We start from the raw sequence: 24,776 nt of genomic DNA on the forward strand, positions 1-24,776 counted from the left end.
TCGCTTTTACTGCGCTTTCGCGCCATCCAGAATCCATCGCACGATGGCCTGTATCTCGTCATCCTTCACATGGCCCTGCGGCGGCATCGGCACGGCGCCCCAGACGCCCTTGCCACCGGCCTTCACCTTGGCCACGAGCTGCGCCTCGGCATCCGCCTGCCCCGCGTACTTTGCGGCCACATCGGCATAGGCCGGCCCGACGATGCCCTTGGCGATGCCATGGCAGGCCATGCAGCCCTTCTCCTTGGCCAGCGCCTCGCCGGCCGGCGCCGCCGACTCGGCCGGTGCGGCCGCGTGGGCCTCGCCGGTCTGCATGCCGCGCACGCCGCCGATCAGACGATTCTGGTCGGCCAGGTTGCCGTGCGCGTCAGCAGCATAGTCTGGCAGAGCGGAGGCGATCTCGACGGCTTTCTTGCAGTTTTTCATGCATGCCGTATTTTTCACATCGGGGATGCCCCCGTTGCCCATCCCCTTGCCGGGCCACATGCCGTGATCGGTGGTCATGCCGTTGCGGTTGGGCATGCGCTGCTGCACCTCGGCGATGTTCTCGTCCGACAGCTCGAAGTCGGCGGGCACGATGTTGGACAGGTTCAGCAGGTAGGCCAGGAGCGCATAGACCTCGTCCGGCTTGAGCGACTTGGGCGAGGTCCAGGGCATGGCGCGCTGGATGTAGTCGTACAGGGTCGAGATCGTCGCCACCTTCATGAAGGTGGTGCGCTGCGGGGTCGAGCCGGTCTTGAGCGAGAGCACATGGCCGGTCTTGATGTCCTCGGCGGTGGTGCCGCCGACCAGCGGCGTGAACACCTCGTTCGATTCCCCGAAGGTGCCATGGCAGCTCTCGCATTTTTCCTCCCACAGCGTCGTTCCCTGATCCACGGTGCCGCGCCCCTTGGGCAGCCCCTTGAAATCGGGACGCACATCGATGTCCCACGCCTTGACCTCGTCGGGCGTCGCCTCGCGGCCGAGCCCTTCGAACGCCTGTGCATTGAGCGTGCCGGCCATGAGCACGGCGGCGAGCAGCGACTTAGAGCACCTGGACATTGCTCACCTCCCCGTTTTCGACCACCTTCCACGACTGGATGGCGTTGTTGTGGTAGATCGACTTCTTGCCGCGTACGGCGCGCAGCTGGCCATAACCCGGCTGCACGTAACCGGTCTCGTCCATCGCGCGCGACTGCAGGATGCAGGGCTTGCCATCCCAGTTCCAGTCGATGTTGAAGCGGGTCAGGGCCTTGGACAGCACCGGCGTCTCGAGGCGTGCGGTGCGCCAGTTGATGCCGCCGTCGGTGGACACGTCCACGCGCTTGATCTTGCCGCGACCGGACCAGGCCAGGCCGGTGATGTTGTAGAAGCCCTTGTCGAGCAGCACCTGACCGCCGGAGGGGCTGGTGATCACCGACTTGGCCTCCTGGGTCGAGGTGTATTGCCGGTGCTGGCCATCGGGCATGAGGTCGATGTAGTGCACCGCCTCGTCCTTGGTGGCCCAGGGCATGTCGCCCACCTCGATGCGCCGCAGCCACTTGACCCAGCTCACCCCCTGCACGCCCGGCACCACCAGACGCAACGGGTAGCCGTTTTCGGGGCGCAGCATCTCGCCGTTCTGGCCATAGGCGACCAGCACCTCGCCCGACTCGACCAGCTCCATGGGGATGGTGCGGGTCATGGACGAGCCGTCGGCGCCCTCGGCAAGGATGTAGCGGCCTTTCTTGAAATCGGCGCCACAGTACTCGAGCAGTTCGCGCAGCGGCACGCCGGTGAATTCGGAGCAGGACAACATGCCGTGGGAGTACTGCACGGTCGGCACCGCCACGTTGCCCCATTCCATGCCGGTGTTGGCGCCGCACTCGATGAAGTGGATGCGCGACACGGACGGCAGACGCATGATGTCGTCCATGGTGAACACCATGTTCTTCTTCACCAGGCCGTTGATCATCAGGCGGTGCTTGCCCGGATCCACGTCCTGCCAGCCCTGGTGGTGACGCTCGAAGTGCAGCCCCGACGGCGTGATGATGCCGAACAGGCCCTGCAGCGGCGCGAAGGCCACCGACGAGCCCCCCACGCGGGTCAGCCCCGGCGACTCGCGCCGCACCAGGTTGCTCTCGTACTTGGACGGCATGCCGTAGGGATTGGCCGCCACCGGCTTGCCCAGCGAGGTGGACCACGGCGGCAGCTCGAGAATGGCCGACTCACCCCGGGCCGCGTGGGCGACGGCCGGCGCGGCCACCGCTGCGCTGGCCGTCAGGAAGGCCTTGCGCAGGAATTCTCGTCTTCCTTTGCCGACTTCGGCGATCTGGGCCTCGGTCAGAAAATTTTCGGGCGCACGTCGAATCCGACCGGCCCGCACGTCATCATGGGACATGGTTTGTCTCTCCCCCATCCAGTGGTCATCGGACTCAGGTCCGTTTTTCGTCTTGCACCAGCCGCATGAGCGCCAGGCGTTCTTCCTCGGGCAGATCTTCGCGCCCGGCAATCGCCAGGCACACCGGCCGGCACATGCCGACCAGATTCGGATCGACGATCCGGTAGAACACCTGCGCCCCCTCGCGGTCCCGGTCCACCACCCCTGCCCGGTAGAGCAGGTTCAGGTGTCTCGAGGTGTTGGCCTGGGTCAGGCCGGTCGCTTCCGCCAGGTCATTGACCGAGCAGGCACCACCGCACAACCGGTGCAGAATCTTCAAACGCGTGGGTTCGGACAGGAGACTGAAGTAGCCGGCAACTTGCTCGAACACTTTCCCCAGTGCATCCATGGCCTCCTCCCGCATTGATGTAAATCAATCTATAAGCAGATGCTTATATCGTCAACAACTAATATTGCTGCAGTGCATGATGTCAAGCGCACCCGGACCGGGTGATCATTCATCGGAAATCGGCAGGTGCCATCCCGCTTCAGCCGCCGGGAGCCGGGGTGAAAAGCCAGATTCCGCGCGGCTTTCCGTTGCGCCGTCACCGCCGCCCACGTTAAAGGAGAAGACCCCCCGTGAGACTCACCGATCTGCTCATTGCCGCCGCGCTGGCCAGCGCCTCGTTGGGGAGCCAGGCCCAGGACCCCGATCTGGCACGCGACCTCGCCGCCACCTGCGCCAACTGCCATGGCACCAACGGCCACGCCCTCGGCGACGCCAAGAAACTCGCGGGCCAGCCGCAGGCGAAGCTGCTGAAGAAGCTCGATGAATTCATCTCCGGCGACAAGCCGGCGACGATCATGAACCAGATCGCCAAGGGCTACACCCGCGAGCAGCTCGAGCTCATCACCGGCTATTTCGCAGCGCAAAAAACGGGGGAATGACCATGACCAATCGACGCGATTTTCTCAAGGCCGCCACGGCCGCCGCCTCGGTGGCCGCCCCCTTCCCCGCCCTCGCGAAATCCATGAAGCGGCTGGGCCATGTGGTGGTGGTCGGTGGCGGCTACGGCGGCGCCACGGCGGCCAAGTATCTGCGCCTGTGGAGCGACGGCGCGGTCGAGGTCACGCTCGTGGAACGCAATCCGGCCTTCGTCTCCTGCCCCATGTCGAACCTGGTGATCGGCGGCCTCAAGCAGATGGCGGACATCACCGTCGGCTACGACAATCTGGCCAGGGTCCATGGCGTGAAGGTGGTGCACGACACCGTGAGCGCCATCGATCCGGGCGCACGCAAGCTCACCCTCGCCGGCGGCACCACCCTCGGCTACGACCGCCTCGTGCTCGCCCCCGGCATCGACTTCATGCTCGACCGCGTCGAGGGCCTGGCCGGTCATGTGGACACCATCCCCCATGCCTGGAAGGCCGGCGAGCAGACGGTGATCCTGCGCAAGCAGCTCGAGGCCATGGCCGATGGCGGCGTGTTCGCCATCCACATCCCCAAGGCACCCTATCGCTGCCCCCCGGGCCCCTACGAACGCGCCTGCCTGGTGGCCGCGTACTTCAAGCAGCACAAGCCCCGATCGAAAGTGATCGTGCTCGACGCCAACGATGACATCCAGTCCAAGAAAGCCCTGTTCCGCAAGGCCTGGGAGACCCACTACAAGGACATCCTCGAGTACCGGCCGAACAACACCCTGCTGGAGGTGGATGTGGCTTCCCGCTCCGCCATCATGGACTTCGAGACCGTCAAGGCGGACGTGCTCAACGTGATTCCGCCGCAGCGCGCCGGGGCCGTCGCCGGCATGATCGGCTCGGACCTGATCAACGGCCGCTGGATCAACGTGGACTGGCTGACCATGGAAGTCCACGACGTGCCCAGGGTGCACGTGGTCGGCGACGCCGCCTTTCCGGCCCCGACCATGCCCAAGTCCGGCCACATGGCCAACCAGCAGGCCAAGGTCGCCGCGGCGGCCATCATCCGCCTGCTCGAAGGCCGGCCGCCCAATCCGGCGCCGGTGGTGATGAACACCTGCTACAGCTACGTCGATCCGAAGAACGCGGTGCATGTGGCTTCGGTGCATCAGTACGACGCCGAGAAGCGCACCTTCCTCCCCGTCCATGGCGCCGGCGGGCTGTCGCCAGCGGCCAACCAGCTCGAGGCCAAGACCGCGCAGTCCTGGGCGCAGAACATCTGGGCCGACATGCTCGCCTGACGAGCACACGCCGGACACGGGCCGCCCGGTGCGGCCCGGGCCACGGCGCTCAGTCGAGGGTGCTGATGTAGGCGGCCACGGCGTGTCGCTCCAGCGCCGTCAGCTTCGAGGCGATCGCATGCATCACCGCGTTGTCGTTGGTGCGCTGACGCGCGTTGAAGGACTGGAGCTGCTTTTCGAGGTAACGGGGAATCTGCCCGGCCAGACGCGGCAGCTGCGCCGTGCCGTGGCCTTGCGCCCCGTGACAGGAGGCACACGGCGCCACGCCGGAAAATTCATTGCCGCGGAGGAAGATGTAACGCCCCACCGCCACCAGCGCTGCGTCGGTGGCCGGACTCGACTGCGCCGGCTTCTGCTCGAAATACACACCCAGCGCCAGCATCTCGGCCGGGCTCAGATCGGCCGCCATGTCGTTCATGGTGTCGCTCTGGCGCCGGCCCGACTTGAAGTCGGCCAGTTGCTTGGCAATGTATTGATAGTGCTGACCGGCCAGCCGCGGAAACAGCGCCGAGGTGCTCTCGCCGTTCTGGCCGTGGCACAGGAAGCACTGGCCTGACACGATCTGTTCGGCACGAGCGAGATCCACCTGCGGCATCGGCTCGGCCGCCGCCACCCCGGCCAGCGCCAGGGCTGCCGTCCCGACCCATCTCGATATACCTGCCATGCTCAATGCGCCTCCGCCACGATCCATGGCGAAAGCGTATCAGAATTCACTAATACATCAGATCGTTATCTGGCAACCGGGCCAGCCCGTCTCGACGATCCACGGCCCCTCGCCCGTCCGCGCCAGCGCCTCGCGCACATAGGCCACCGTGGCCACCGGCAGGGCGTCACGGGAAAACCAGGCCAGGTCGTCGCATTTGTCCGGCTCGGCGCGCCGGGGCGTGCCGGTCCAGCGCTCGGCACGCAGGAAGAAATCGATGCGATTGGTGTCGGATCGTCGATGGACCACGCCGACCGTGGCGAGCCGATCCGGTTCGACATGGACCGCGAGTTCCTCGGCCATTTCCCGCACCGCCGCCATGAGCACCGACTCGCCCGCCTCCACATGCCCGCCCGGCAGGCTGTACAGGCCGTCGAAAAAACCGGTGTTCGCCCGGCGCATGAGCAGGATGCGGCCCTCGTGCTCGAAGATCACATGCACCCCGGTCGGGATGCCGGCGCCGGTCACCCTCGCGGCAGTGGACATCTATCTGACGGATCGTGTTGTATCCACAGCCCCTAGCCCTTGCCGGTGCTGCCGAAACCGCCGTCGCCCCGCGCGGATGCGTCGAAGCGGTCCACCACGTTGAAGCCGACCTGCAGCACCGGCACCACCACCAGCTGGGCGATGCGCTCCATCGGCTCGATCTCGAACTTGGCGTGTCCCCGGTTCCACACCGACACGAAGATCTGGCCCTGGTAGTCGGAATCGATCAACCCGACCAGGTTGCCCAGCACGATGCCGTGCTTGTGGCCCAGACCGGAGCGCGGCAGGATCATCGCCGCCAGACCGGGATCGGCCAGGTGAATCGCCAGCCCGGTCGGCACCAGGTGGGTCTCGCCGGGCTGGAGGATCACCGGAGATTCGATGCACGCGCGCAGGTCGAGCCCGGCGGCGCCTTCGGTGGCATAGTGCGGCGGCTGTCGCTTGAGGCGTTCGTCGAGCAGGATGACGTCGATTTGATGCATGCGAGGCTCCTCAGGCCGGGTGCCGGCCAAGCCGGCCGGACAGGTGTTCGACGATGCGCTGGGCAAGGCCCATCTTGCCGCCGCGTGGTAACGGATGTTTCCCATCATCGTCGTAGATCACGACGAGGTTGTCATCCTGGCCGAGGCCGTCCTGCACCAGGTTGCCGACGATCATGGGCACCGCCTTGTTCCGGCGCTTGCCTTCTGCATAGGCATCCAGTTGCCGGCTCTCGGCGGCGAAGCCGACACAGAACGGGGGCTCCGGCAGCGCCGCCACTTCGGCGAGGATGTCCGGATTGGGCACCAGGGTCAGGGTCATGGCCTCGCCCGACTTCTTGATCTTGTGCTCCGCGCTGGCCTCGGGGCGATAGTCGGCCACCGCCGCGACGCCGATGAACACGTCGGCACCGGCCAGCCGGCCCATCACCGCGTCGCGCATCTGCAGCGCCGAAGCCACGTCGATCCGTTCGACACCGAAGGGGGTCGGCAGGCCGACCGGGCCGCTCACCAGCACCACCTGCGCCCCGGCGTGGGCACAGGCGCGGGCGAGCGCAAAGCCCATCTTCCCGGAGCTGCTGTTGGTGATCCCGCGCACCGGGTCGATGGCTTCGAAGGTCGGCCCGGCGGTGAGCACCACCTTGCGCCCGGCCAGCCATTTGGGCTGGAAATGCGCGCAGATGGCCTCGTACAGCACCTCCGGTTCCATCATCCGCCCCTGGCCGATCTCGCCACAGGCCTGCTCGCCGGCATCCGGGCCCAGCAGCATCACCCCATCGGCCACGAGCTGCTCGGCGTTGCGTCGGGTCGCCGGATGCTCCCACATCTGCCGGTTCATCGCCGGCGCCACCATGAGCGGGCAGTCGCGCGCCAGGCACAGGGTGGAGAGCAGATCGTCACCACGGCCCTGGGCCAGCTTGGCCATCACGTCGGCCGTCGCCGGCGCCACCACCACCAGATCGGCGTCGCGCGACAGGTCGATGTGCGCCATGTTGTTGCCCATGCGCGGGTCCCACAGATCGGTCCACACCGGGTGCCCGCTGAGCGCCTGGAACGTGACCGGGGTGACGAAACGCGCGCCGCCCTCGGTGAGCACCACGTGGACACTCGCGCCGGCCTTGACCAGCAGGCGTGTCAATTCGGCGGCCTTGTAGGCGGCCACGCCGCCGGTCACCCCGAGTATGACTTTTTTACCCTTCAGTTCGACCATGACATTCACATATCATATGCACCGGCACATACCGCTCCGGAGGATTGTACTGCATGGCCATCACCGACTGGCCCGCGGGAGAACGCCCGCGGGAGAAGCTGATCGACAAAGGCGCCCACGCCCTCTCCGATGCGGAACTGCTCGCCATCTTCCTGCGCGTGGGTATCACGGGCAAGAGCGCCGTGGATCTGGCGCGCGACCTGCTGCATCATTTCGGCAGCCTCGACCGCCTGTGCGCGGCATCGCGCGACGAGCTGTGTCGTGTCCCGGGCATGGGCACGGCGAAGTACACCCAGTTGCAGGCGGTCATGGAAATGGCCCGCCGCGCCCTGGCTGGGCAGCTTCGGGAGCGCGACCTGTTCGATGCCCCCGAGCGCGTCAAGACCTGGCTGCGGCTGCGCCTCGGCGCCCTCGAGCACGAGGAATTCCACGTCCTCCTGCTCGACGCCCAGAACCGCCTCATCCACGCCGAGGCCCTGTTTCGCGGCACCCTCACCCAGACCAGCGTGTACCCTCGGGAAGTGGTCAAGCTGGCCCTGCGCCACAATGCCGCGGCGTTGCTGCTCGCGCACAACCACCCGTCAGGCTGCACCGAGCCGAGTAGCGCCGATCACGCGCTCACGCGCAGCCTGCGCGACGCCCTCGCCCTGGTCGACGTTCGCGTGCTCGACCATTTCGTGGTCGCCCGCAGTGCGATCGTGTCGTTCGCGGAAATGGGATGGCTGTGATCGCCGCGCGGTCGCATGCCCGGCGCGCAATCGCCGACAGGTGTTGATCTGGCCACCGTTCATGTTGTATGATCGGCGGCTTTCTCGAAAACCGAATGATCTGGAGCACATCATGGCTCGCGTTTGCCAAGTGACCGGTAAGGCACCGATGGTGGGAAACAACGTCTCCCACGCCAACAACAAGACCAAGCGTCGTTTCCTCCCCAACCTGCAGTACCGCAAGTTCTGGAGCGAATCTGAAAACCGCTGGATCCGCCTGCGCGTGTCGAACGCCGGCCTGCGGACCATCGACAAGAAGGGCATCGACGTCGTCGTTGCCGATCTGCGCGCCCGCGGCGACAAGATCTAACCCCACGCTCTAGACGGAGACTGACATGGCCAAAGGCGCCCGCGAAAAAATCAAGCTCGAGTCCAGTGCCGGCACGGGTCACTTCTACACCACCAGCAAGAACAAGCGCACCATGCCTGGCAAGCTGGAACTGAAGAAATTCGACCCGGTGGCGCGCAAGCACGTGCTCTACAAGGAAACCAAGCTGAAGTAATCTCTTCCGGGATTTCTCCAGAACGTTTTCGAAGCACAAGGCCCGCATCCGCGGGCCTTTGCTTTTTCCGGGAAACGCCGCGTGCGCCGAAACCGGAAAGAAGAAAGGCTGCCCGAAGGCAGCCTTTCTCGTCGATACGGGGTGTTGAACCGTATCAGGCGCGCTGGATGTTGGAGGCCTGCTTGCCCTTCGGGCCTTGCGTCACCTCGAAGCTCACCTTTTCCCCTTCCTTGAGCGACTTGAAGCCGTTCATGTTGATCGCCGAAAAATGGGCGAAGAGATCTTCGCTGCCATCATCAGGGGTAATAAAGCCAAAACCTTTTGCGTCGTTGAACCACTTCACGGTACCAGTTGCCATCTTGCCTTAATCCTCACAAACATCTTTTTTCTGTCGCCCGGAACCCCGGACAGTCCCCGGCGGTCAGTTCCTTACGTCCTTGGACATAGGTTCTGCCACCAAAGGTACGAAACCGCTTTTACCCATTTGTCCATCAGACGTCAACGCTTTTTCGAACCAAAAAGATGTTGCATTACAGCAAATTAGCCCCATATCTCAATCAGGTTTGCCAGCTTCTCTGATCAGAAGTTGGCTCATTGCTGACCCGGACGCCACAAAATACGCACGGTAACAGGCGCCCGCAACGCAACAATCCGGTGCGGTTGCCCGATCGTGAAATAGGCACTGATTTCGCGCTTGATCATCGCTTGCCATCGACCAGCGCTTGATTAAGAATGCTTCTCATGGCCATTCGGAAACAAGACGATTCGCTGCTGGAGGCCGAGAAGACCCGGGTGGGTCCACCTCGGATGTTCAAGGTACTTCTGCTCAACGACGACTTCACCCCGATGGATTTCGTCGTGAGCGTGCTGCAGAAGTTTTTTGCCATGGACCGAGAACGCGCGACCCGCGTCATGCTCCAAGTCCATACAGAGGGTCGAGGTGAATGTGGCGTCTACCCGAAGGACATCGCCGCGACCAAGGTTGAGCAAGTCATCGCACATGCCCGGCAACACCAGCATCCGCTGGCCTGTGTGATGGAGGAGAACTAAGCATGATTGCGCAAGAACTGGAAGTCAGCCTCCACATGGCCTTCGTCGAAGCCCGGCAGAAGCGGCATGAGTTCATCACCGTAGAGCACCTGCTGCTCGCGCTGCTGGACAATCCGTCCGCCGCGGAGGTGCTGCGCGCCTGCTCGGCCAACATCGAGACGCTGCGCCGTGAGCTCACCGACTTCATCGACGAGCACACGCCAACCGTCGAGGGCGAAGACGAGATCGACACCCAGCCGACCCTCGGGTTCCAGCGGGTGATTCAGCGCGCGATCCTGCATGTGCAGTCCTCAGGCAAGAAGGAGGTGACCGGCGCCAACGTGCTCGTCGCCATCTTCGGCGAGAAGGAGTCGCACGCGGTGTACTTCCTCCAGCGCCAGGACGTCTCCCGCCTCGATGTGGTCAACTTCATCTCCCACGGCATCGCCAAGGATGGCGGTGGCGCCAGCGCCCCGGAAACGCCGTCGAGCAGCGATGCCGACCTGCCGGACAGCGAGAGCGAGACCCCGCAGGGCGGCGGCGCGCTGGAGAACTTCACCCAGAACCTCAACCAGCAGGCGCTGATGGGCAAGATCGACCCGCTCATCGGGCGTGACAAGGAAGTCGAACGCGTCATCCAGACCCTGTGCCGCCGGCGCAAGAACAACCCCTTGCTGGTCGGTGAGGCCGGCGTGGGCAAGACCGCCATCGCCGAGGGGCTGGCCCGCCGCATCGTCGAGGGCCGGGTGCCCGAAGTGCTCCAGGACGCGCAAGTGTACGCGCTCGACATGGGTGCGCTGCTCGCCGGCACCAAGTATCGCGGCGACTTCGAGCAGCGCCTCAAGGCGGTGCTCAAGCAGCTGGTGGAGAACACCAACGCCATTCTGTTCATCGACGAGATCCACACCCTGATCGGTGCCGGCGCGGCCTCGGGCGGCACGCTCGATGCCTCCAACCTGCTCAAGCCGGCGCTCTCGTCCGGCCAGCTCAAGTGCATCGGCGCGACCACCTACGCCGAGTTCCGCCAGATCTTCGAGAAGGACCACGCCCTGTCCCGGCGCTTCCAGAAGATCGACGTGGTCGAGCCGTCGGTGGCCGAGACGGTGGAGATCCTCCGGGGCCTCAAGAGCCGCTTCGAGGAGCACCACAGCGTGCGCTACTCGAAGGAAGCCATTTCTTCGGCCGCGGAACTGTCCGCCAAGTACATCAACGACCGCCACCTGCCCGACAAGGCCATCGACGTCATCGACGAGGCCGGCGCGGCGCAGCGCATCCTGCCCAAATCGCGGCAGCGCAAGACCATCGGCAAGGGCGAGATCGAGGAGATCGTCGCCAAGATTGCGCGCATCCCGCCGCGCACCGTCTCCAGCGACGACAAGGCCGCGCTCAAGACCCTCGACCGCGACCTCAAGAACGTGGTGTTCGGTCAGGACAAGGCCATCGACGCGCTCGCCAAGGCCATCAAGATGTCGCGCTCCGGCCTGGGCAACCCGGGCAAGCCGATCGGCAGCTTCCTGTTCAGCGGCCCCACCGGCGTCGGCAAGACCGAGGTGGCCCGTCAGCTGGCCTACACGCTCGGCATCGAGCTGGTGCGCTTCGACATGTCCGAGTACATGGAGCGCCATGCGGTCAGCCGCCTCATCGGCGCGCCCCCGGGCTACGTGGGATTCGACCAGGGCGGCCTGCTGACCGAGGCGATCACCAAGAAGCCGCACTGCGTGCTGCTGCTGGACGAGATCGAGAAGGCGCACCCGGACATCTACAACATCCTGCTGCAGGTCATGGACCATGGCACGCTGACCGACAACAACGGCCGGCAGACCGATTTCCGCAACGTGATCATCATCATGACCACCAACGCGGGCGCCGAAGCCATGCAGAAGCCGGTGATGGGCTTCTCGGCCAAACGCGAGACCGGCGACGAGATGAGCGAAATCAAGCGCATGTTCTCGCCGGAGTTCCGCAACCGCCTGGATGCCACCATCTCCTTCAAGGCGCTCGACAACGAGATCATCCTGCGGGTGGTGGACAAGTTCCTCACCCAGCTCGAGGCGCAGCTGCACGAGAAGAAGGTCGAAGCCTCCTTCTCCGACAAGATGCGCACCTGGCTGGCGGCCGAGGGCTTCGATCCGCTCATGGGCGCGCGGCCGATGGCCCGTCTGATCCAGGACTCCATCCGCTCGGCGCTGGCCGACGAGTTGCTGTTCGGCCGGCTGGTCAATGGCGGCCGGGTGCACATCGATCTGGACGACGAGGAGAAGATCGTCCTCGAGTTCGACGAGGAACTGGTCACCAGCTCCTGATCCGGCAGCGATACCCACATGGCGGCCCAAGGGCCGCCATTTTCATGCGTGCATGCTGGTACACTCTGGGCCGCCGCGACCGGTTGTCCTCCCGTGGCGCGCCGGCCCGAGGGCCGGCCGGTTTGCTCGCCCGCCGGGCCGGTCACCCCTTCACCACAGACCAGGAAGACAAGCATCATGAGTTTCCAGACCGCCGATTTGTGCGACACCCATGACCAGGCCGTTCGCGTCGTCGAGCCCATGTTCCGGAGCTTCGGCGGCAAGTCCGCCTTCCACGGGCCGATCACCACGCTCAAGCTGTTCGAAGACAACACCCTCGTTCGTTCAACCCTCGAGACCCCGGGCAACGGCCGTGTGCTCGTGATCGACGGCGGCGGCTCGAAACGCTACGCCATGGTCGGCGACCAGCTCGGCGTCCTCGCCGTCAAGAACGGCTGGGCCGGCATCGTCGTCTATGGCTGCATCCGCGATTCCAAGGCCATCGGCGGCATGGACGTGGGGGTCTTCGCCCTGGGCACCCATCCGCGCAAGACGGTCAAGAAGGGCGTCGGCGACACGGACGTTCCCGTCACCTTCGGTGGTGTCACCTTCACACCCGGCGAGTATCTCTACGCCGATGAGGATGGCGTCATCGTGAGCGCGACCGCCCTGCTCTGAGCCCTCCCCGGGGCCACCGGGCCCCACCTCGTTTCACAAAGCTGCACCGCCTTTCACATTACAAAAATTTAGTTGTAATGCTCTGTTTTTATTGGTCTTATTTTTTTCTTATATCTTATATAAGACCTATTGCTGCTGTGCAAAAAAACGCCTATACTTCACCACACTCGAGCCGCGGTCCCGACCGCCGCTCCCGAAGTTGAACCGGGTGCCCGTCTCGGCTGGCGACCGGCCAATCTCCCTCCCCGTTCCACTGCAACACAAGGAATCGATCATGTCCCAAACCCGCGAACAGCAAATCGCCGCCCTGGAAAAAGACTGGGCCGAAAATCCCCGCTGGGCCAACGTCAAGCGTGGCTACAGCGCCGAAGACGTCGTGCGCCTGCGCGGCAGCCTGCAGCCGGAGTACACGCTCGCCAAGCGTGGCGCCGAGAAGCTGTGGGACAAAGTCAACGGCGGCGCCAAGAAAGGCTACGTGAATGCCTTCGGCGCCATCACCGCGGGTCAGGCCATGCAGCAGGCCAAGGCCGGCCTGGAAGCCGTGTATCTGTCCGGCTGGCAGGTTGCCGCCGACGGCAACACCTCCGAAACCATGTACCCGGACCAGTCGCTGTACGCCTACGACTCCGTGCCGACCATGGTTCGCCGCATCAACAACACCTTCAAGCGTGCCGACGAGATCCAGTGGTCCCGTGGCATCAACCCGGGTGACGAGAACTTCATCGACTACTTCCTGCCGATCGTGGCCGACGCCGAAGCCGGTTTCGGTGGCGTGCTCAACGCCTTCGAACTGATGAAGAACATGATCGCCGCCGGCGCCTCCGGTGTTCACTTCGAAGACCAGCTGGCCGCCGTGAAGAAGTGCGGTCACATGGGTGGCAAGGTGCTCGTCCCGACCCGTGAAGCCATCGAAAAGCTGACCGCTGCCCGCTTCGCCTCCGACGTCATGGGCGTGCCGACCCTGATCCTGGCCCGCACCGATGCCGAAGCCGCCAACCTGATCACCAGCGACTACGACGCCAACGACAAGCCGTTCCTGACCGGCGAGCGCACCCAGGAAGGTTTCTACCGCGTCAAGAACGGTCTCGAGCAGGCCATCTCCCGCGGTGTCGCCTACGCCCCCTACGCCGATCTGGTGTGGTGCGAGACCGGCACGCCGGATCTGGGCTTCGCCCGCGAGTTCGCGCAGGCCGTGCATGAAGCCTGCCCGGGCAAGCTGCTGTCCTACAACTGCTCGCCGTCCTTCAACTGGAAGAAGAACCTGGACGAAGCGACCATCGCCAAGTTCCAGGACGAGCTGTCCGCCATGGGTTACAAGTACCAGTTCATCACCCTGGCCGGTATCCATGTCATGTGGTACAACACCTTCCAGTTCGCCTACAACTACGCTCGTGGCGAAGGCATGAAGCACTACACCGAAATGGTGCAGGAGCCGGAATTCGCCGCGCGCGACAAAGGCTACACCTTCGTGTCGCACCAGCAGGAAGTGGGCGCGGGCTACTTCGACGACGTGACCACCGTGATCCAGGGCGGTTCTTCCTCCGTGAAGGCCCTGACCGGTTCCACCGAAGAAGAGCAGTTCCACTAAGACGCATGCTGCCGGCCCCCGGCCGGCGCATTCGCGAAAAAGCCGCCCTCGCGAGGGCGGCTTTTTTCATGCCGTGCCGATCGACGCGGCGCGACCGGCCGCATTCAGCCGCCGCCCGCCGGGTCCGTGTCGGGTGCGCACACCACCTGGTTGCGTCCACCGTGTTTGGCACCGTACAGCGCGGTATCGGCCAGCGCCACCAGACGCTCCTGCGTGAGCGCACCGGGATCACCCGTGGCCACCCCGATGCTCACCGTCAGCATCCCCGCGTGCTCCAAAGCCTTGTTCGGGATGCGCAGCGCGGCGACCGCGGCGCGGATCCGCTCGGCAACCACCTGAGCGCCGTTTCGGGTCGTTCCCGGGAGCACCAGGACGAACTCCTCCCCGCCGTAGCGGGACGCCAGGTCACCGGTGCGCGCCGCCGCGCTGGCCAGCACCGCGGCAACGCTGCGCAGGCAGGCATCGCCCTGCGGGTGCCCGTAGGTGTCGTTGAACTGCTTGAAGTGGTCCACATCGATCATCAGCATCGACAGCGGCTGCGCCGTCCGTTGCCCGCGGCGCCACTCGTAGCCGAGGTGCTCTTCGAAGCGGCGTCGATTGGCCAGGCCGGTCAGCGGATCACGGGAGGCCAGGTGCTCCAGTTCCGCCTGCGCCTCCTTCTGCACGGTCATGTCCCGCAGCGTTTCCACCACCGACAGGAGCCGACCGTCCGAATCGAAGATCGGCCCGGCGTCGATATGCAGGTACTGGCGTGTACGCACTCGTGGCATCACGCACCAGTTCTCCGCGTGGAATCCATGGTCGTTATTCGAGCGCACATCATAGTCCGCATAAAGGGTGTCGATGCGGTCCGTCGCGTCCATGGCAATCAGGTCCGCCAGGGTCGGCCGGTCTTCGTCGTAGAAGGCCAGGCGATGTCTGCGGGTACCCACCACTTCCTCGGCGCGCACCCCCGTCAGACGCTCGCAGGCCCGGTTCCAGATGATGACCCGACACTCCGCATCCAGCACGAAGGTGGGCACCACCAGGTGTTTCATGAGATTGACGGCGAAGTTGTGGTCCGGGTGCAGATGGTCCACCGTTGCGCCACGTCGATCTTTCTCGGTCACGTCGTCTCCTGGCCGGCTGTGTTCGTCAAATAACGGCACTGGCCTCATGGATTTAAGTTTTTCTTCGCCGGCGTCGTTGCTCCGCCTCCCACCGAACAGCGCCGTCGGCTCCAACGAACGGCCGAGCCGGGCACCTGATTCGCACATCGCCCTATCACCTAAAGCAAGGCGATGACGGGCCGTAATCAACATAGCCGTCACGAGAGCCAATTTCATTGGAGACACCGCCGCCATGCTTTTCAAGAAGAACAATCCCGAGCAGGAAAGACGCCTGGCACAACTGGAAAGCGCCCTTGCCGACAAGGAGCGACGCATCCTCGAACTCGAGAACGCCCTCGCGCGCGCCGAATCCGAAGGACGCCAGCAAAGCGCCCAGGCCCTCCAGATGCAGCGCCTCATCAAGCAACTGCAAAGCTTCGGCACCTCGATCGTCGAGGTCCAGACCGGCATCCACACCATGGCAGACACCATGCGCAACGAGCGCGACAGCGCCAACGAGGCGCGCAACGTGTCGCGCGGCGGGCGCGACGCCGTCAGCACCATCGCCGGCAGCCTGGTCTCGCTGGCGAGTGCCTCCGCCAATGCCGCCGAAAAGGCCAGCCAGATGGACAGTCGCGCCACCGAGGTCAGCCGCTTCGTCGAGCTGATCCGGGAAATCGCCGACCAGACCAACCTGCTGGCCCTCAACGCCGCGATCGAAGCGGCGCGTGCCGGTGAGCAGGGGCGCGGGTTTGCCGTCGTCGCCGACGAAGTGCGCAAGCTCGCCGAGCGCACCGCCACCGCCACCACCGAGATCACCCATCTGGTCGAGCAGATCCGCGAGGACAGCAGCACCAGCAGCGAACACATGCAGCAGCTCGCCAACCAGTCGTCCCAGTTCAGCAGCGACGGTCAGCGTGCCGCCCAGACCATGGACGCGCTGATGAACATGTCCGCCGACATGGGGCGTACCGTGTCCTCAGCCGCCCTGCGCGGCTTCTGCGAACTGGCCAAGATCGATCACCTGCTGTTCAAGTTCCGCATCTACGAGCAGCTGTTCGATCTGCGCGCCGGAGAAGAGGTCACCGGCCATCACGACTGCCGGCTCGGCAAGTGGTACTACGAGGGCGAAGGCAAGGCCTGCTTCTCGTCCCTGGCCGGCTTCACCCAGCTCGAATCGCCTCACACGCGGGTGCACACCAGCGCCAAGGCGGCCATCGACGCCCACCGCGCGCGCAAGCCGGACGCGGTGCTCGACCACGTGGCACAAATGGAAAAGGCCAGTCTCGAGGTCATCGAGATGCTCGAACGGATGGCCCTCGACGGCGCCAGCCGCGACGACCTGCTCTGCATTCCATCTTCCTGACCCGGCCGGCTTGCCGTCAGGTCCGGCTGAAATGGCCGATGCGGGAAGGGAACGTGATCCGCGGATTGGCACTGCGCAGCGCATCGTAAAGACGCTGGCGTGAATAGGGGTAGTTCTTGCACAGTGACAAAGTCCGGCCGTCACGGGTATGGATGCGTATGCGGGTGAACTGATTCAGATCCAGGCGATGCTCGATGCGCACGATCTGCGCCGGATCGATCGAGAAGGTCCACTCCGAGAACAGCGGATGATGCACGGCGAACCGTTCGGGCGTGACCGTCATCTCGAAGCGGTCCGGATGGGTCAGCAGCCACACGACCGCGAGCCCCAGCAGGATCTCGACGCCCCACACCGCCGGTACGGCCACCGCCATGAACGCGTCGAGACCCTGCCTCCCCGCGCCCAAGGTCGCCAGCAACCACAGCCACAACGGCAACACGCCCATGCCCGCCACCAGGTTCGCGGCGGTGCGCCGGCGACTGCGCACATACCGGAACAGCACGCTCACCGGCGCACCGCCCCACAACGATAGGCCGCGGCCAGGGCCGTGAAGGCCGCCACTTCCGCGCCCTGCCATTCAGCGTCCCGGTCGAGTTCCTCGGCCATGAGCCGCGCCACCTCGGGCGCCACCTCGATGGCCGCCGCCGCATCCAGGAACAGCGCCCGGTGACGCCGCGCCAGCACATCTTCCACATGGAGGGCGAACTGCGCGCGCACCGCGTGGCGCACCTGAGCCGCGGTCAGATCCAGGCGCGGATGCAGCGGCACTTCGGCACCCGCCTCGCGCGCCGGCCCAGCCACGGACACCGGCAGCTGTGCCGTGCGGCAGGTCACCGCCTGAAGCCCAGCCGCCCGCGCGGCCCGATCCACCACCTCTTCGGCCATCTGTCGGTAGGTGGTCCATTTGCCACCGGCAATGGTCACCAGGGTCTCCTGCTCCACTCGGATCACATGCTCGCGCGACAGCTCGCTGCGCGGCGCCGACGGATCGGCGGCAATGAGCGGCCGCAGGCCGGCGAACACGCTGAGCACATCCTCGCGGCGGGGCGCGCGGGCGAGGCAGCTCGCCGCGGTGCGCAGGATGAAGTCGATCTCGGCCTCGCGCGCCTGCGGCTCCATGGGCAGATCGTCCAGTGCGGTGTCGGTGGTGCCGAGCAACACCTTGCCCCGCCACGGGATCATGAACAGCACCCGCCCGTCTTCGGTCTCGGGTACCAGCAGGGCCTCCTGGCCGGGCAGCCAGTGCGCATCGACCACCAGATGCACGCCCTGGCTGGGGGCGATCATGGGCGCGAGGTCGGCGCACGCCATGCGCCGGATCGCATCCACCCAGACGCCGGCGGCGTTGATCACCACGCGCGCGGAAAACGACCGCTCACGACCGGTCACCGCATCCCGGGCGCGCACGCCGACGACGCGCCCCGCCTCGACCTGCAGGCCGATGACCGGCATGTAGTTGAGCGCGGTCCCGCCCTGATCGAACACCGACTGCGCCAGCGCCACCGCCAGCGCGGCGTCGTCGAACTGGGCGTCCACATAAGTGATCGCGCCGAGCAGCCCCGCCCGGCGGATGTTCGGCAGCGCCTGCAGCGCCTGGTCCCGTGACAGCGTGCGCACCGGGCCGAGCCGGTAGCGGCCGGCCAGCAGGCTGTAGGCGCCCAGGCCCACGCGCAGCTTGAGCCGGTCCCAGCGCGAATACACCGGCACCACGAAGCGCAGCGGATGCACCCACTGCGGCGCATTGCGCAGCAGCCGGAAGCGCTCCACGAGCGCCTCGCGGACCAGGCCGATGCGGCCCTGCTCCAGATACCGCACGCCGCCGTGCACCAACTTGGTGGAACGGGAACTGGTGCCCTTGGCGAAATCGTGCCCCTCGAGCAGCAAGGTGCGATAGCCGCGGCTGGCCGCATCGAGTGCGGCGCCCAGGCCGGTGGCGCCGCCGCCGATGACGATCACGTCCCAGTCGGGCTCGGCATCGGCGCGCGCCAGCAGCTGCGGACGCGCCAGCGGCGAGATGGGCGCGTCGTCAGGCGCCATCGGCCCACCCGCGGGCGCGCTCCACCGCCCGCTGCCAACGCGCCTGCATGGCCTCGCGCCAATCGTTCGACGCGGCCGGCTCGAACACCTGCTCGGCGCGCCAGTGCGCACTCAGCGACGCATCGTCCGGCCACACGCCCACCGCCCGCCCGGCGAGGAAGGCCGCGCCGAGCACCGTGGTCTCGGTCATCTCGGGGCGCACCACCGGCACCCCGAGCAGATCGGCCTGCAACTGCATGAGCAGCGCGTTGCGCGTCATGCCGCCATCGACCCGCAGCTCCTTCACCTCGGCCCCGTCGGCCGCCATGGCGGTGAGCAGATCCAGGTTCTGCAGCGCCACCGCCTCGAGCGCCGCACGGGCGATGTGGGCCGCCGTGGTGCCGCGGGTCATGCCCATCAGCGTGCCGCGGGCGTAGGCGTCCCAGTGCGGCGCGCCGAGCCCGGCAAAGGCCGGCACCATGACCACCTCGCCGCTGTCGGTCACCTGCGCGGCGAGGCTTTCGATCTCGTCGGATGCGCGGATGATGCCGAGTCCGTCGCGCAGCCACTGCACCACCGCTCCGGCCATGAACACGCTGCCCTCGAGCAGGTAGCGGGTCTGGCCGTCGCGGCGCCAGGCGACGGTGGTGAGCAGCCGGTGCTGCGACGGCACCGGCTGCGCGCCGGTATTGACGGTGAGGAAGCAGCCCGTGCCGTAGGTGTTCTTGGCCATGCCCGGGCTCAGGCACGCCTGGCCGAAGGTGGCCGCCTGCTGGTCGCCCGCGATGCCGGCGATGGGAATCGGCTCGCCGAACAGCGCCGCATCGCAGTGGCCGACCACGCCGGAAGAGTCCACCACCTCGGGCAGCATGGCGGCGGGAATGTCGAACAGGCCCAGCAATGTCTCGTCCCAGCAGGCCCGGTGGATGTCGAACAACATGGTGCGGGCGGCATTGCTGATGTCGGTGACGTGGCGGGCGCCGCCGGTCAGATGCCAGATCAGCCAGCTGTCGATGGTGCCGAACGCCAGCTCGCCGCGCGCCGCGCGCGCCCGCGCATCGGGGATGTGGTCGAGCAGCCAGGCCAGCTTGGTGGCGGAGAAGTAGGCGTCCAGCTCCAGCCCCGTCACCTCGCGAATGCGCGCGGCGTGGCCCTCGGCACGCAGGGCGTCGCAGCGCGCGGCGGTGCGCCGGTCCTGCCACACGATGGCCGGGGCCAGCGCCTCGCCGGTGCGCCGATCCCAGATCACCGTGGTCTCGCGCTGGTTGGTGATTCCCAGGGCGCGCACCCGCGCCACCGGCACGCCGGCCTCGTTGAGCACCTGGCGCGCGCAGGCGATCTGGGTGCGCCAGATCTCGCCCGGATCATGCTCCACCCAGCCCGGCTTGGGGAAGGACTGGGCAAATTCCTGCTGCGCGGTGGCACACACCCGCGCGTGCGCATCGAAGAGCATGGCGCGGGAACTCGTCGTGCCCTGGTCCAGGGCCAGCACGTAGTCCATGTCTCGCTCCATTTCGTGGATGTGCTCCCGACGATAGCGGATTTGCATGGGGCAGGAAACCTGCCCCGGCCTCAGTCGGCCGCCAGCGCCGCCTCCAGCGCCGCACGCAGGCGGGGCAGCGCGTCCCCGTGGGCGGCACGGAAGGCGCGCACCCGATCGGCGATTTCGTCGATGGCGGATTCGGACGGCGAGCGCTTCAGGCGGGCGATGCGCACCTGGATGTCGGCCAGGCGCGCCTGTGCCGCGCGTCCGTCTTCCGTCGCCGGGGGTTGTTGCGCTGCCAGATCGAGCAGCAATTCGGAGATCAGGCCGAGTTGGCGGCCGTAGGACGCGACCCCGACCGCCTCGCGTTCGATCGCCGCGTCGCCGGCCTCCGGCCCGATGGTATCGATGAACCAGTTGGTATCCGGTTCGATGTGCTGGGCCACGCTCCCGCTCAAGGGCAGGAACACCTGCGGAGCCCACAGGAAAAACCACGGAACCATGCACCTCTCCCTGGCATGGCGCCGGCCGCGCCGACGCACTCGGGTGTCAGCGTATTGCGCATTGCAACATCGCGCAAGCGCGACGCGGGCGCCGTACTCCGGTTAGCGCCGCCCCCCGCCTTTTTTGCCCTTGGCCGCCTTCGCCCGCTTTGCCTTCTTGCCGGCACGTGGGGGCGCCAGCCAGCGCGCCTGCCACCCGGCCAGCGCCGGCATGGTGCGCTCGGCATGGGTGGCAAAGTGCGCCGCCAGGGTGTCGAGCAGCGCCGCATCGGCCTCGGCCAGCGCCTCGGGCCACACCGGCGTCAGGCGCACATGCACGTCCCCACGCCCGCCGTCCCGCCGTGGCAGGCCGTGGCCGGCCAGCACCCGGTCGCCCGCCTCCGGCCGCCCGGGCGGCAGGGGCAGGTCCGCCTCGCCACCGGGCACCGGCACGCGCAGCGGGCCGCCGGCCAGCAGCACGAAGGCCGACACCGGCATCTCCAGGTGCAGATCATCACCCTGCACGGTGAACAGTTCATGGGGTTGGAGGCGGATCGTCAGCAGCAGATCGCCCGGCGGCTGTTCGTCGGTGGCCGTGGCCTGGCCGGCCAGGCGCAGCACCCGACCGGGCCAGCTCAGCGGCGGCACGCTCACCCGCACGCGGCGGGCCGCATGCAGCACCCCGTTGCCGTCGCAGGCCTCGCAGACCGCGACCGACACATAGCCGCGTCCGTCGCAGATCCCGCAGCGATCGAGCCCGGTGGCGGTGCGGAGGCGGCCGCTGCCATGGCAATCGGCACACAGACGCGAGCGGGCCAGGTGGATGCGGCCCTCGCCCTCGCATGCGTCACAGGGCACCGGCTGGCCGATCTCGAGCTCGTGCACGGTGCCGAAGACGGCGGCGTCGATATCGAGCCACACCGCCTCATGCTGGTCGGCGCCGCGGGCCGGGCCGGTGTCCGTGTCCGTGTCCGCCTCGTCCGGCGCCTCGGCGGCGAGCAGGAAGTCGTAGGCCGCGCGCACCTGGCGGAAGCGTTCGACCGCCTCGGGCGCGGCATTGCGGTCCGGATGCCATTGCATCGCCAGGCGCCGGTAGGCGCGCTTGACCTCCGTCGGCTGGGCACCGGGGACGAGGCCGAGGAGATCGAAGGCGTGGGCGCTGCTGGTGGGGCGATAGGGCACGATCGGGGCGGTCGCGAATCCGGAAAGAGAGCGAAGATTACCCGCTTCGCCGAGCCGATGCGAGCGCCAGTCGTCGCACGCGGGCGCCGTCCACGAGCCCGGTGGTCAGCGCCGTGCCGGCCAGCACCACCGCGGCGCCGGCGAGCATGCGCACGGTCAGCGGCTCGTCCAGGAACAGCGCGCCCCAGGCCATGCCGAAGGCCGGAATCAGATAGGCCACGGCCACCGCGCGCGCCGGCCCCACATGGCCGATGAGGCGGAAATAGAGAATGAAGGCCAGGGCCGTGCACACCACCCCGAGCGCCGCCGCACAGCCCCACGCCGTGGCACCGGGCAGTTGCTGCGGCCATGCCGCCCAGGCCAGGGGCGCGAGGACCCCGGCCGCGGTGACCTGGCTGCCCAGGGACACGCTCAGGGACGAGACGCCGCCGAGGTGGCGGCGCACCACGTTGGCGGAAATGCCGTACATGAGCGTGGCGGCCAGGATCGCGCCGATGGCCATCAGCCCGTGCTCGCCGTGGACGCCCGCCTTGTCCGAGGCGAGGATGCCGACGCCGAGGAAGCCCAGCACCAGACCGGCCGTGCGCCAGCGATCGAGCCGCTCCCCGAGCCACACCCAGCCGACCAGCGCGGCCCACAGCGGCGCGGTGGCGTTGCCGATGGCCGCCACGCCGCCGGTGATCGACAGCAGCGCCCAGGCGAACAGGCCGAAGGGAATCGCCGCGTTGAGCAGCCCCACGGCGGCGATCGGCCGCCAGTGCGACTTGAGCTCCGGCCACAGCCCGCGCGCCCACACCAGCGGCCACAGGGCGAGCGCCGCCACCAGCACGCGCACGAAGATGAGCGGCACCGGACCGAACTCGGGCGCCGCCACGCGGGTGAACATGAAGGACGCCCCCCAGATGGCGGCCAGCACCACCAGGTCGAACAGATCACGCAGCCGCATCGACGCCTTCCCGGCGCAGCAGGGCGCGCTTGCGTTCCAGCCCCCAGGCATAACCGGTCAGCGTGCCACCGGCGCCGAGCACACGATGGCAGGGGATGAGGATCGCCAGCGGATTGCGCGCCACCGCCGCGCCCACCGCCCGCGCCGCGCGTGGTCGTCCCAGCGCGCCGGCCAGCTGCGCGTAGCTGAGCGTCTCGCCCGGACCGAGCGCTGCCAGTTGCGCCCACACCGCCTGCTGGAAGGGCGTGCCCTGCGGCGCCAGCGGCAACTCGAAGCGCTGCCGGCGACCCGCGAACCAGGCCTGCAGCTGCCGCGCCGCCTCGCGGCACACGGGGCTGTCCGGCAGATCGACCGGCGCGGCGTCGAAGCGCGCCGCGACCAGCGCCTCGCCGTGCGCCAGGAGGGTGATCGGTCCCAGGGGGGTGGCCACGCGAATGGCCGCATCACAGGTCATCATGAGGGGTTCTCCTCGCCCAGTCGGGTCCACAGGTGCATCACGGCGTAGGCGCGCCACGGCCGCCAGGCCTCGGCCTGCCGCCGTGCCTCGGCGGCGGTGCACATGCCCAGCGCGGCACGCACGCCGTAGTCGCCCTCGGGAAAGGCATCGGGCCAGGCCAGCGCGCGCATGGCCACATAGTGCGCGGTCCACGGCCCGATGCCGGGCACCGCCTGCAGGCGCGCGACGGTGGCATCCACCGGCGCCCCCGGGCTGAGCGTCAGCCGCCCGGCCGCCACCTCGCCCGCCAGGCTGATGATGGCCTGCGCGCGTCGGGCGATCACGCCGCGCGAGGCGATGGCGTCAACGCTCAACTCGGCGATCTCCGCGGCCGACGGGAACACGGTGCGCACCGCCGGCCAGGGGGTGTCGATGGGGGTGCCGAAGACGGCGGCGAAACGCCCGGCCAGGGTGCGCGCCGCCTTGATCGTGACCTGCTGGCCGAGCACCGCGCGCACCGTCATCTCCATGCCGTCGAAGGCGCCGGGCAGACGCAGCCCGGGCCGGTCGCGTCCGAGGGCGCCCAGCGCCTCGCCGACCGCCAGGGGGTCGGCGTCCAGATCGAACAGGCGGCGCACCCCGGCCAGCACCGCCGGCACCACCCGCGCCAGCGACGCCGACACGCGCACCCGCAGTGCGGTCGGCCCCGGCGACACCGCCAGATACCCCGTGGCCTCGCCCACGCGCACGGTGCGCCGGTATTCCCCGGCCTCGACCTGTTCGACCCCGTCGATGGTCCGCCCGGCGAGAAATGCCAGCAATCGCACATGGTCGTAGGGCGGGCGCCAGGCAAGTTCGAAGTCCAGCGTCCCGGCCTCGAGCGCCCGCACCGGCCGCGCCCGCAAGGCGGATGGGGTGAGCCGATAGTGGCGGGCGAAGGCCGATTGCAGCGCCCGCGCGCTGCCGAAGCCCACCGCCAACGCCACCTCGGTGACCGGCAGGCGGGTATCGGTCAGCAGGCGCTTGGCCAGCAGCAGGCGCCGGGTGCGCAGGTAACCGGCCGGCGCCACGCCGAAACGCTCCAGGAACAGCCGGTGCAGATGGCGCGTGCTCACCCCCACCCGCGCGGCCAGAATGGTCACGGTCAGGGGCTCGGCCAGGTGCGCCTCGATCAGGCTGGCCGCCGCGTGGGCGAGCGTCGCCGAGGCGTCCATGGCCGACAACCCGGGCGCCAGCTCCGGCCGGCAGCGCAGGCAGGGGCGAAAGCCCGCCGCCTCGGCCGCCGCCGCGCTGGGGAAGAAATCGCACATGTGCCGGCGCGGCGTGCGCACCTTGCACACCGGCCGACAGTAGATGCCGGTCGAGCGCACGCCCACGAAGACCCGGCCATCGAAGCGGGCGTCATGGGCGATGAAGGCGTCGTAGCAGCGCTCGGGGGTCAGTTCCATGCACCGATTATGGTCGCGCGCCGGAGGCGGCGCACGAACACATCGGA

General features: G+C 67.3%; 27 protein-coding genes and 1 pseudogene. 11 read left to right on the plus strand and 17 right to left on the minus strand.

Annotation, left to right across the window (positions count from 1 at the left end; translation table 11 throughout):
* Nucleotides 1–6: 6 nt before the first annotated feature.
* Genes G3580_RS20405 through G3580_RS13960 form a run of 3 tightly spaced genes read right to left on the minus strand, consistent with a single transcriptional unit; the run spans nt 7 to nt 2,747 of the window.
* Nucleotides 7–1,041: a c-type cytochrome gene (locus G3580_RS20405; protein ID WP_173766467.1), complete on the minus strand. Its 1,035-nt coding sequence runs from the start codon at nt 1,039–1,041 to the stop codon at nt 7–9.
* On the minus strand, nt 1,025–2,359 hold the full coding sequence (gene soxC / locus G3580_RS13955) for a sulfite dehydrogenase (RefSeq protein WP_173766469.1): 1,335 nt from the start codon (nt 2,357–2,359) through the stop codon (nt 1,025–1,027). Before soxC ends, G3580_RS20405 begins: the two co-directional genes overlap by 17 nt.
* 34 nt (nt 2,360–2,393) lie before the next feature.
* Nucleotides 2,394–2,747, minus strand: coding sequence for an ArsR/SmtB family transcription factor (locus tag G3580_RS13960; protein ID WP_173766471.1), 354 nt, complete (start codon nt 2,745–2,747; stop codon nt 2,394–2,396).
* Nucleotides 2,748–2,977: 230 nt separating this feature from the next.
* Between G3580_RS13960 and G3580_RS13965 the strand changes: the two genes are divergently transcribed.
* On the plus strand, nt 2,978–3,286 hold the full coding sequence (locus G3580_RS13965) for a c-type cytochrome (RefSeq protein ID WP_173766473.1): 309 nt from the start codon (nt 2,978–2,980) through the stop codon (nt 3,284–3,286).
* Nucleotides 3,287–3,288: 2 nt separating this feature from the next.
* Nucleotides 3,289–4,557, plus strand: coding sequence for an NAD(P)/FAD-dependent oxidoreductase (locus G3580_RS13970; RefSeq protein ID WP_173766475.1), 1,269 nt, complete (start codon nt 3,289–3,291; stop codon nt 4,555–4,557).
* A gap of 49 nt (nt 4,558–4,606) precedes the next feature.
* On the opposite strand, the gene G3580_RS13975 is transcribed toward G3580_RS13970, so the two are convergent.
* The 4 genes from G3580_RS13975 to coaBC are packed head-to-tail and all read right to left on the minus strand — an operon-like array spanning nt 4,607 to nt 7,435.
* Nucleotides 4,607–5,221 carry a c-type cytochrome gene (locus tag G3580_RS13975; RefSeq protein WP_217424502.1) on the minus strand — a complete coding sequence of 205 codons (615 nt, stop codon included), beginning with the start codon at nt 5,219–5,221 and terminating at the stop codon, nt 4,607–4,609.
* Nucleotides 5,222–5,278: 57 nt separating this feature from the next.
* Nucleotides 5,279–5,746 (minus strand): NUDIX hydrolase, encoded by a 468-nt coding sequence (locus tag G3580_RS13980; protein WP_173766477.1) that lies wholly within the window; start codon nt 5,744–5,746, stop codon nt 5,279–5,281.
* 32 nt (nt 5,747–5,778) lie between these two features.
* Nucleotides 5,779–6,228 carry a dUTP diphosphatase gene (gene dut / locus G3580_RS13985; protein WP_173766479.1) on the minus strand — a complete coding sequence of 150 codons (450 nt, stop codon included), beginning with the start codon at nt 6,226–6,228 and terminating at the stop codon, nt 5,779–5,781.
* A 10-nt stretch (nt 6,229–6,238) separates the two neighbouring features.
* A complete protein-coding gene (coaBC, locus tag G3580_RS13990) occupies nt 6,239–7,435 on the minus strand; it encodes a bifunctional phosphopantothenoylcysteine decarboxylase/phosphopantothenate--cysteine ligase CoaBC (RefSeq protein ID WP_173766481.1) in 1,197 nt (398 codons plus the stop codon).
* A gap of 53 nt (nt 7,436–7,488) precedes the next feature.
* Here coaBC and radC point away from each other — a divergent pair, with 53 nt between their 5' ends.
* The 3 genes from radC (at nt 7,489) to rpmG (ending at nt 8,705) form a co-directional block, all read left to right on the plus strand.
* Complete coding sequence (gene radC / locus G3580_RS13995) at nt 7,489–8,163, plus strand: RadC family protein (protein ID WP_173766483.1); 675 nt, start codon at nt 7,489–7,491, stop codon at nt 8,161–8,163.
* Nucleotides 8,164–8,275: 112 nt separating this feature from the next.
* On the plus strand, nt 8,276–8,512 hold the full coding sequence (gene rpmB, locus G3580_RS14000) for a 50S ribosomal protein L28 (RefSeq protein ID WP_173766485.1): 237 nt from the start codon (nt 8,276–8,278) through the stop codon (nt 8,510–8,512).
* A 25-nt stretch (nt 8,513–8,537) separates the two neighbouring features.
* Nucleotides 8,538–8,705, plus strand: a complete 168-nt coding sequence (rpmG, locus tag G3580_RS14005; RefSeq protein ID WP_173766487.1) for a 50S ribosomal protein L33 — start codon at nt 8,538–8,540, stop codon at nt 8,703–8,705.
* Between the two features lie 154 nt (nt 8,706–8,859).
* Here the strand turns inward: rpmG and G3580_RS14010 are convergent, their stop codons facing one another.
* Entirely contained in the window at nt 8,860–9,063 is a 204-nt protein-coding gene (locus G3580_RS14010) for a cold-shock protein (protein WP_173766489.1), read from the minus strand.
* 383 nt (nt 9,064–9,446) lie between these two features.
* On the opposite strand from G3580_RS14010, the gene clpS reads away from it, so the two are divergent.
* From clpS to aceA, 4 genes are all read left to right on the plus strand, one after another.
* A complete protein-coding gene (gene clpS / locus G3580_RS14015; RefSeq protein WP_173766491.1) occupies nt 9,447–9,755 on the plus strand; it encodes an ATP-dependent Clp protease adapter ClpS in 309 nt (102 codons plus the stop codon).
* 2 nt (nt 9,756–9,757) lie between these two features.
* The gene (clpA, locus tag G3580_RS14020) at nt 9,758–12,037 is read left to right on the plus strand and encodes an ATP-dependent Clp protease ATP-binding subunit ClpA (RefSeq protein ID WP_173766493.1); all 2,280 of its coding nucleotides are present in this window, start codon (nt 9,758–9,760) and stop codon (nt 12,035–12,037) included.
* A gap of 177 nt (nt 12,038–12,214) precedes the next feature.
* Nucleotides 12,215–12,694 carry a ribonuclease E activity regulator RraA gene (gene rraA, locus G3580_RS14025; protein WP_173766495.1) on the plus strand — a complete coding sequence of 160 codons (480 nt, stop codon included), beginning with the start codon at nt 12,215–12,217 and terminating at the stop codon, nt 12,692–12,694.
* A 274-nt stretch (nt 12,695–12,968) separates the two neighbouring features.
* Entirely contained in the window at nt 12,969–14,282 is a 1,314-nt protein-coding gene (aceA, locus tag G3580_RS14030) for an isocitrate lyase (RefSeq protein WP_173766497.1), read from the plus strand.
* A 104-nt stretch (nt 14,283–14,386) separates the two neighbouring features.
* Here aceA and G3580_RS14035 read toward each other — a convergent pair whose 3' ends face one another.
* The gene (locus tag G3580_RS14035; RefSeq protein WP_228720673.1) at nt 14,387–15,391 is read right to left on the minus strand and encodes a sensor domain-containing diguanylate cyclase; all 1,005 of its coding nucleotides are present in this window, start codon (nt 15,389–15,391) and stop codon (nt 14,387–14,389) included.
* A gap of 469 nt (nt 15,392–15,860) precedes the next feature.
* On the opposite strand from G3580_RS14035, the pseudogene G3580_RS20465 reads away from it, so the two are divergent.
* Nucleotides 15,861–16,286, plus strand: a pseudogene (locus tag G3580_RS20465) (methyl-accepting chemotaxis protein); the annotation flags it as partial.
* Between the two features lie 45 nt (nt 16,287–16,331).
* The gene (locus G3580_RS20470; RefSeq protein WP_228720858.1) at nt 16,332–16,736 is read left to right on the plus strand and encodes a CZB domain-containing protein; all 405 of its coding nucleotides are present in this window, start codon (nt 16,332–16,334) and stop codon (nt 16,734–16,736) included.
* 16 nt (nt 16,737–16,752) lie between these two features.
* Here G3580_RS20470 and G3580_RS14045 read toward each other — a convergent pair whose 3' ends face one another.
* The 8 genes from G3580_RS14045 to alkA all read right to left on the minus strand — a co-directional run bounded on the left by G3580_RS14045 (nt 16,753) and on the right by alkA (nt 24,729).
* Nucleotides 16,753–17,244: a hypothetical protein gene (locus G3580_RS14045; protein WP_173766503.1), complete on the minus strand. Its 492-nt coding sequence runs from the start codon at nt 17,242–17,244 to the stop codon at nt 16,753–16,755.
* The gene (locus tag G3580_RS14050; protein WP_173766505.1) at nt 17,241–18,773 is read right to left on the minus strand and encodes a glycerol-3-phosphate dehydrogenase/oxidase; all 1,533 of its coding nucleotides are present in this window, start codon (nt 18,771–18,773) and stop codon (nt 17,241–17,243) included. Before G3580_RS14050 ends, G3580_RS14045 begins: the two co-directional genes overlap by 4 nt.
* Nucleotides 18,763–20,253, minus strand: a complete 1,491-nt coding sequence (gene glpK / locus G3580_RS14055; protein ID WP_173766507.1) for a glycerol kinase GlpK — start codon at nt 20,251–20,253, stop codon at nt 18,763–18,765. Before glpK ends, G3580_RS14050 begins: the two co-directional genes overlap by 11 nt.
* Nucleotides 20,254–20,324: 71 nt before the next feature.
* Nucleotides 20,325–20,738 carry a hypothetical protein gene (locus tag G3580_RS14060; RefSeq protein WP_173766509.1) on the minus strand — a complete coding sequence of 138 codons (414 nt, stop codon included), beginning with the start codon at nt 20,736–20,738 and terminating at the stop codon, nt 20,325–20,327.
* 102 nt (nt 20,739–20,840) lie between these two features.
* Nucleotides 20,841–21,899, minus strand: coding sequence for a DnaJ C-terminal domain-containing protein (locus tag G3580_RS14065; protein ID WP_173766511.1), 1,059 nt, complete (start codon nt 21,897–21,899; stop codon nt 20,841–20,843).
* 37 nt (nt 21,900–21,936) lie between these two features.
* Entirely contained in the window at nt 21,937–22,845 is a 909-nt protein-coding gene (locus G3580_RS14070) for a DMT family transporter (protein WP_173766513.1), read from the minus strand.
* Entirely contained in the window at nt 22,832–23,302 is a 471-nt protein-coding gene (locus tag G3580_RS14075) for a methylated-DNA--[protein]-cysteine S-methyltransferase (protein WP_173766515.1), read from the minus strand. Before G3580_RS14075 ends, G3580_RS14070 begins: the two co-directional genes overlap by 14 nt.
* Nucleotides 23,299–24,729, minus strand: coding sequence for a DNA-3-methyladenine glycosylase 2 (alkA, locus tag G3580_RS14080; RefSeq protein WP_173766517.1), 1,431 nt, complete (start codon nt 24,727–24,729; stop codon nt 23,299–23,301). The genes G3580_RS14075 and alkA overlap by 4 nt, the downstream gene beginning before the upstream one ends.
* Between the last annotated feature and the right edge of the window lie 47 nt (nt 24,730–24,776).

The sequence above is a fragment of the Nitrogeniibacter mangrovi genome (assembly GCF_010983895.1).
GTDB lineage: Bacteria > Pseudomonadota > Gammaproteobacteria > Burkholderiales > Rhodocyclaceae > Nitrogeniibacter > Nitrogeniibacter mangrovi.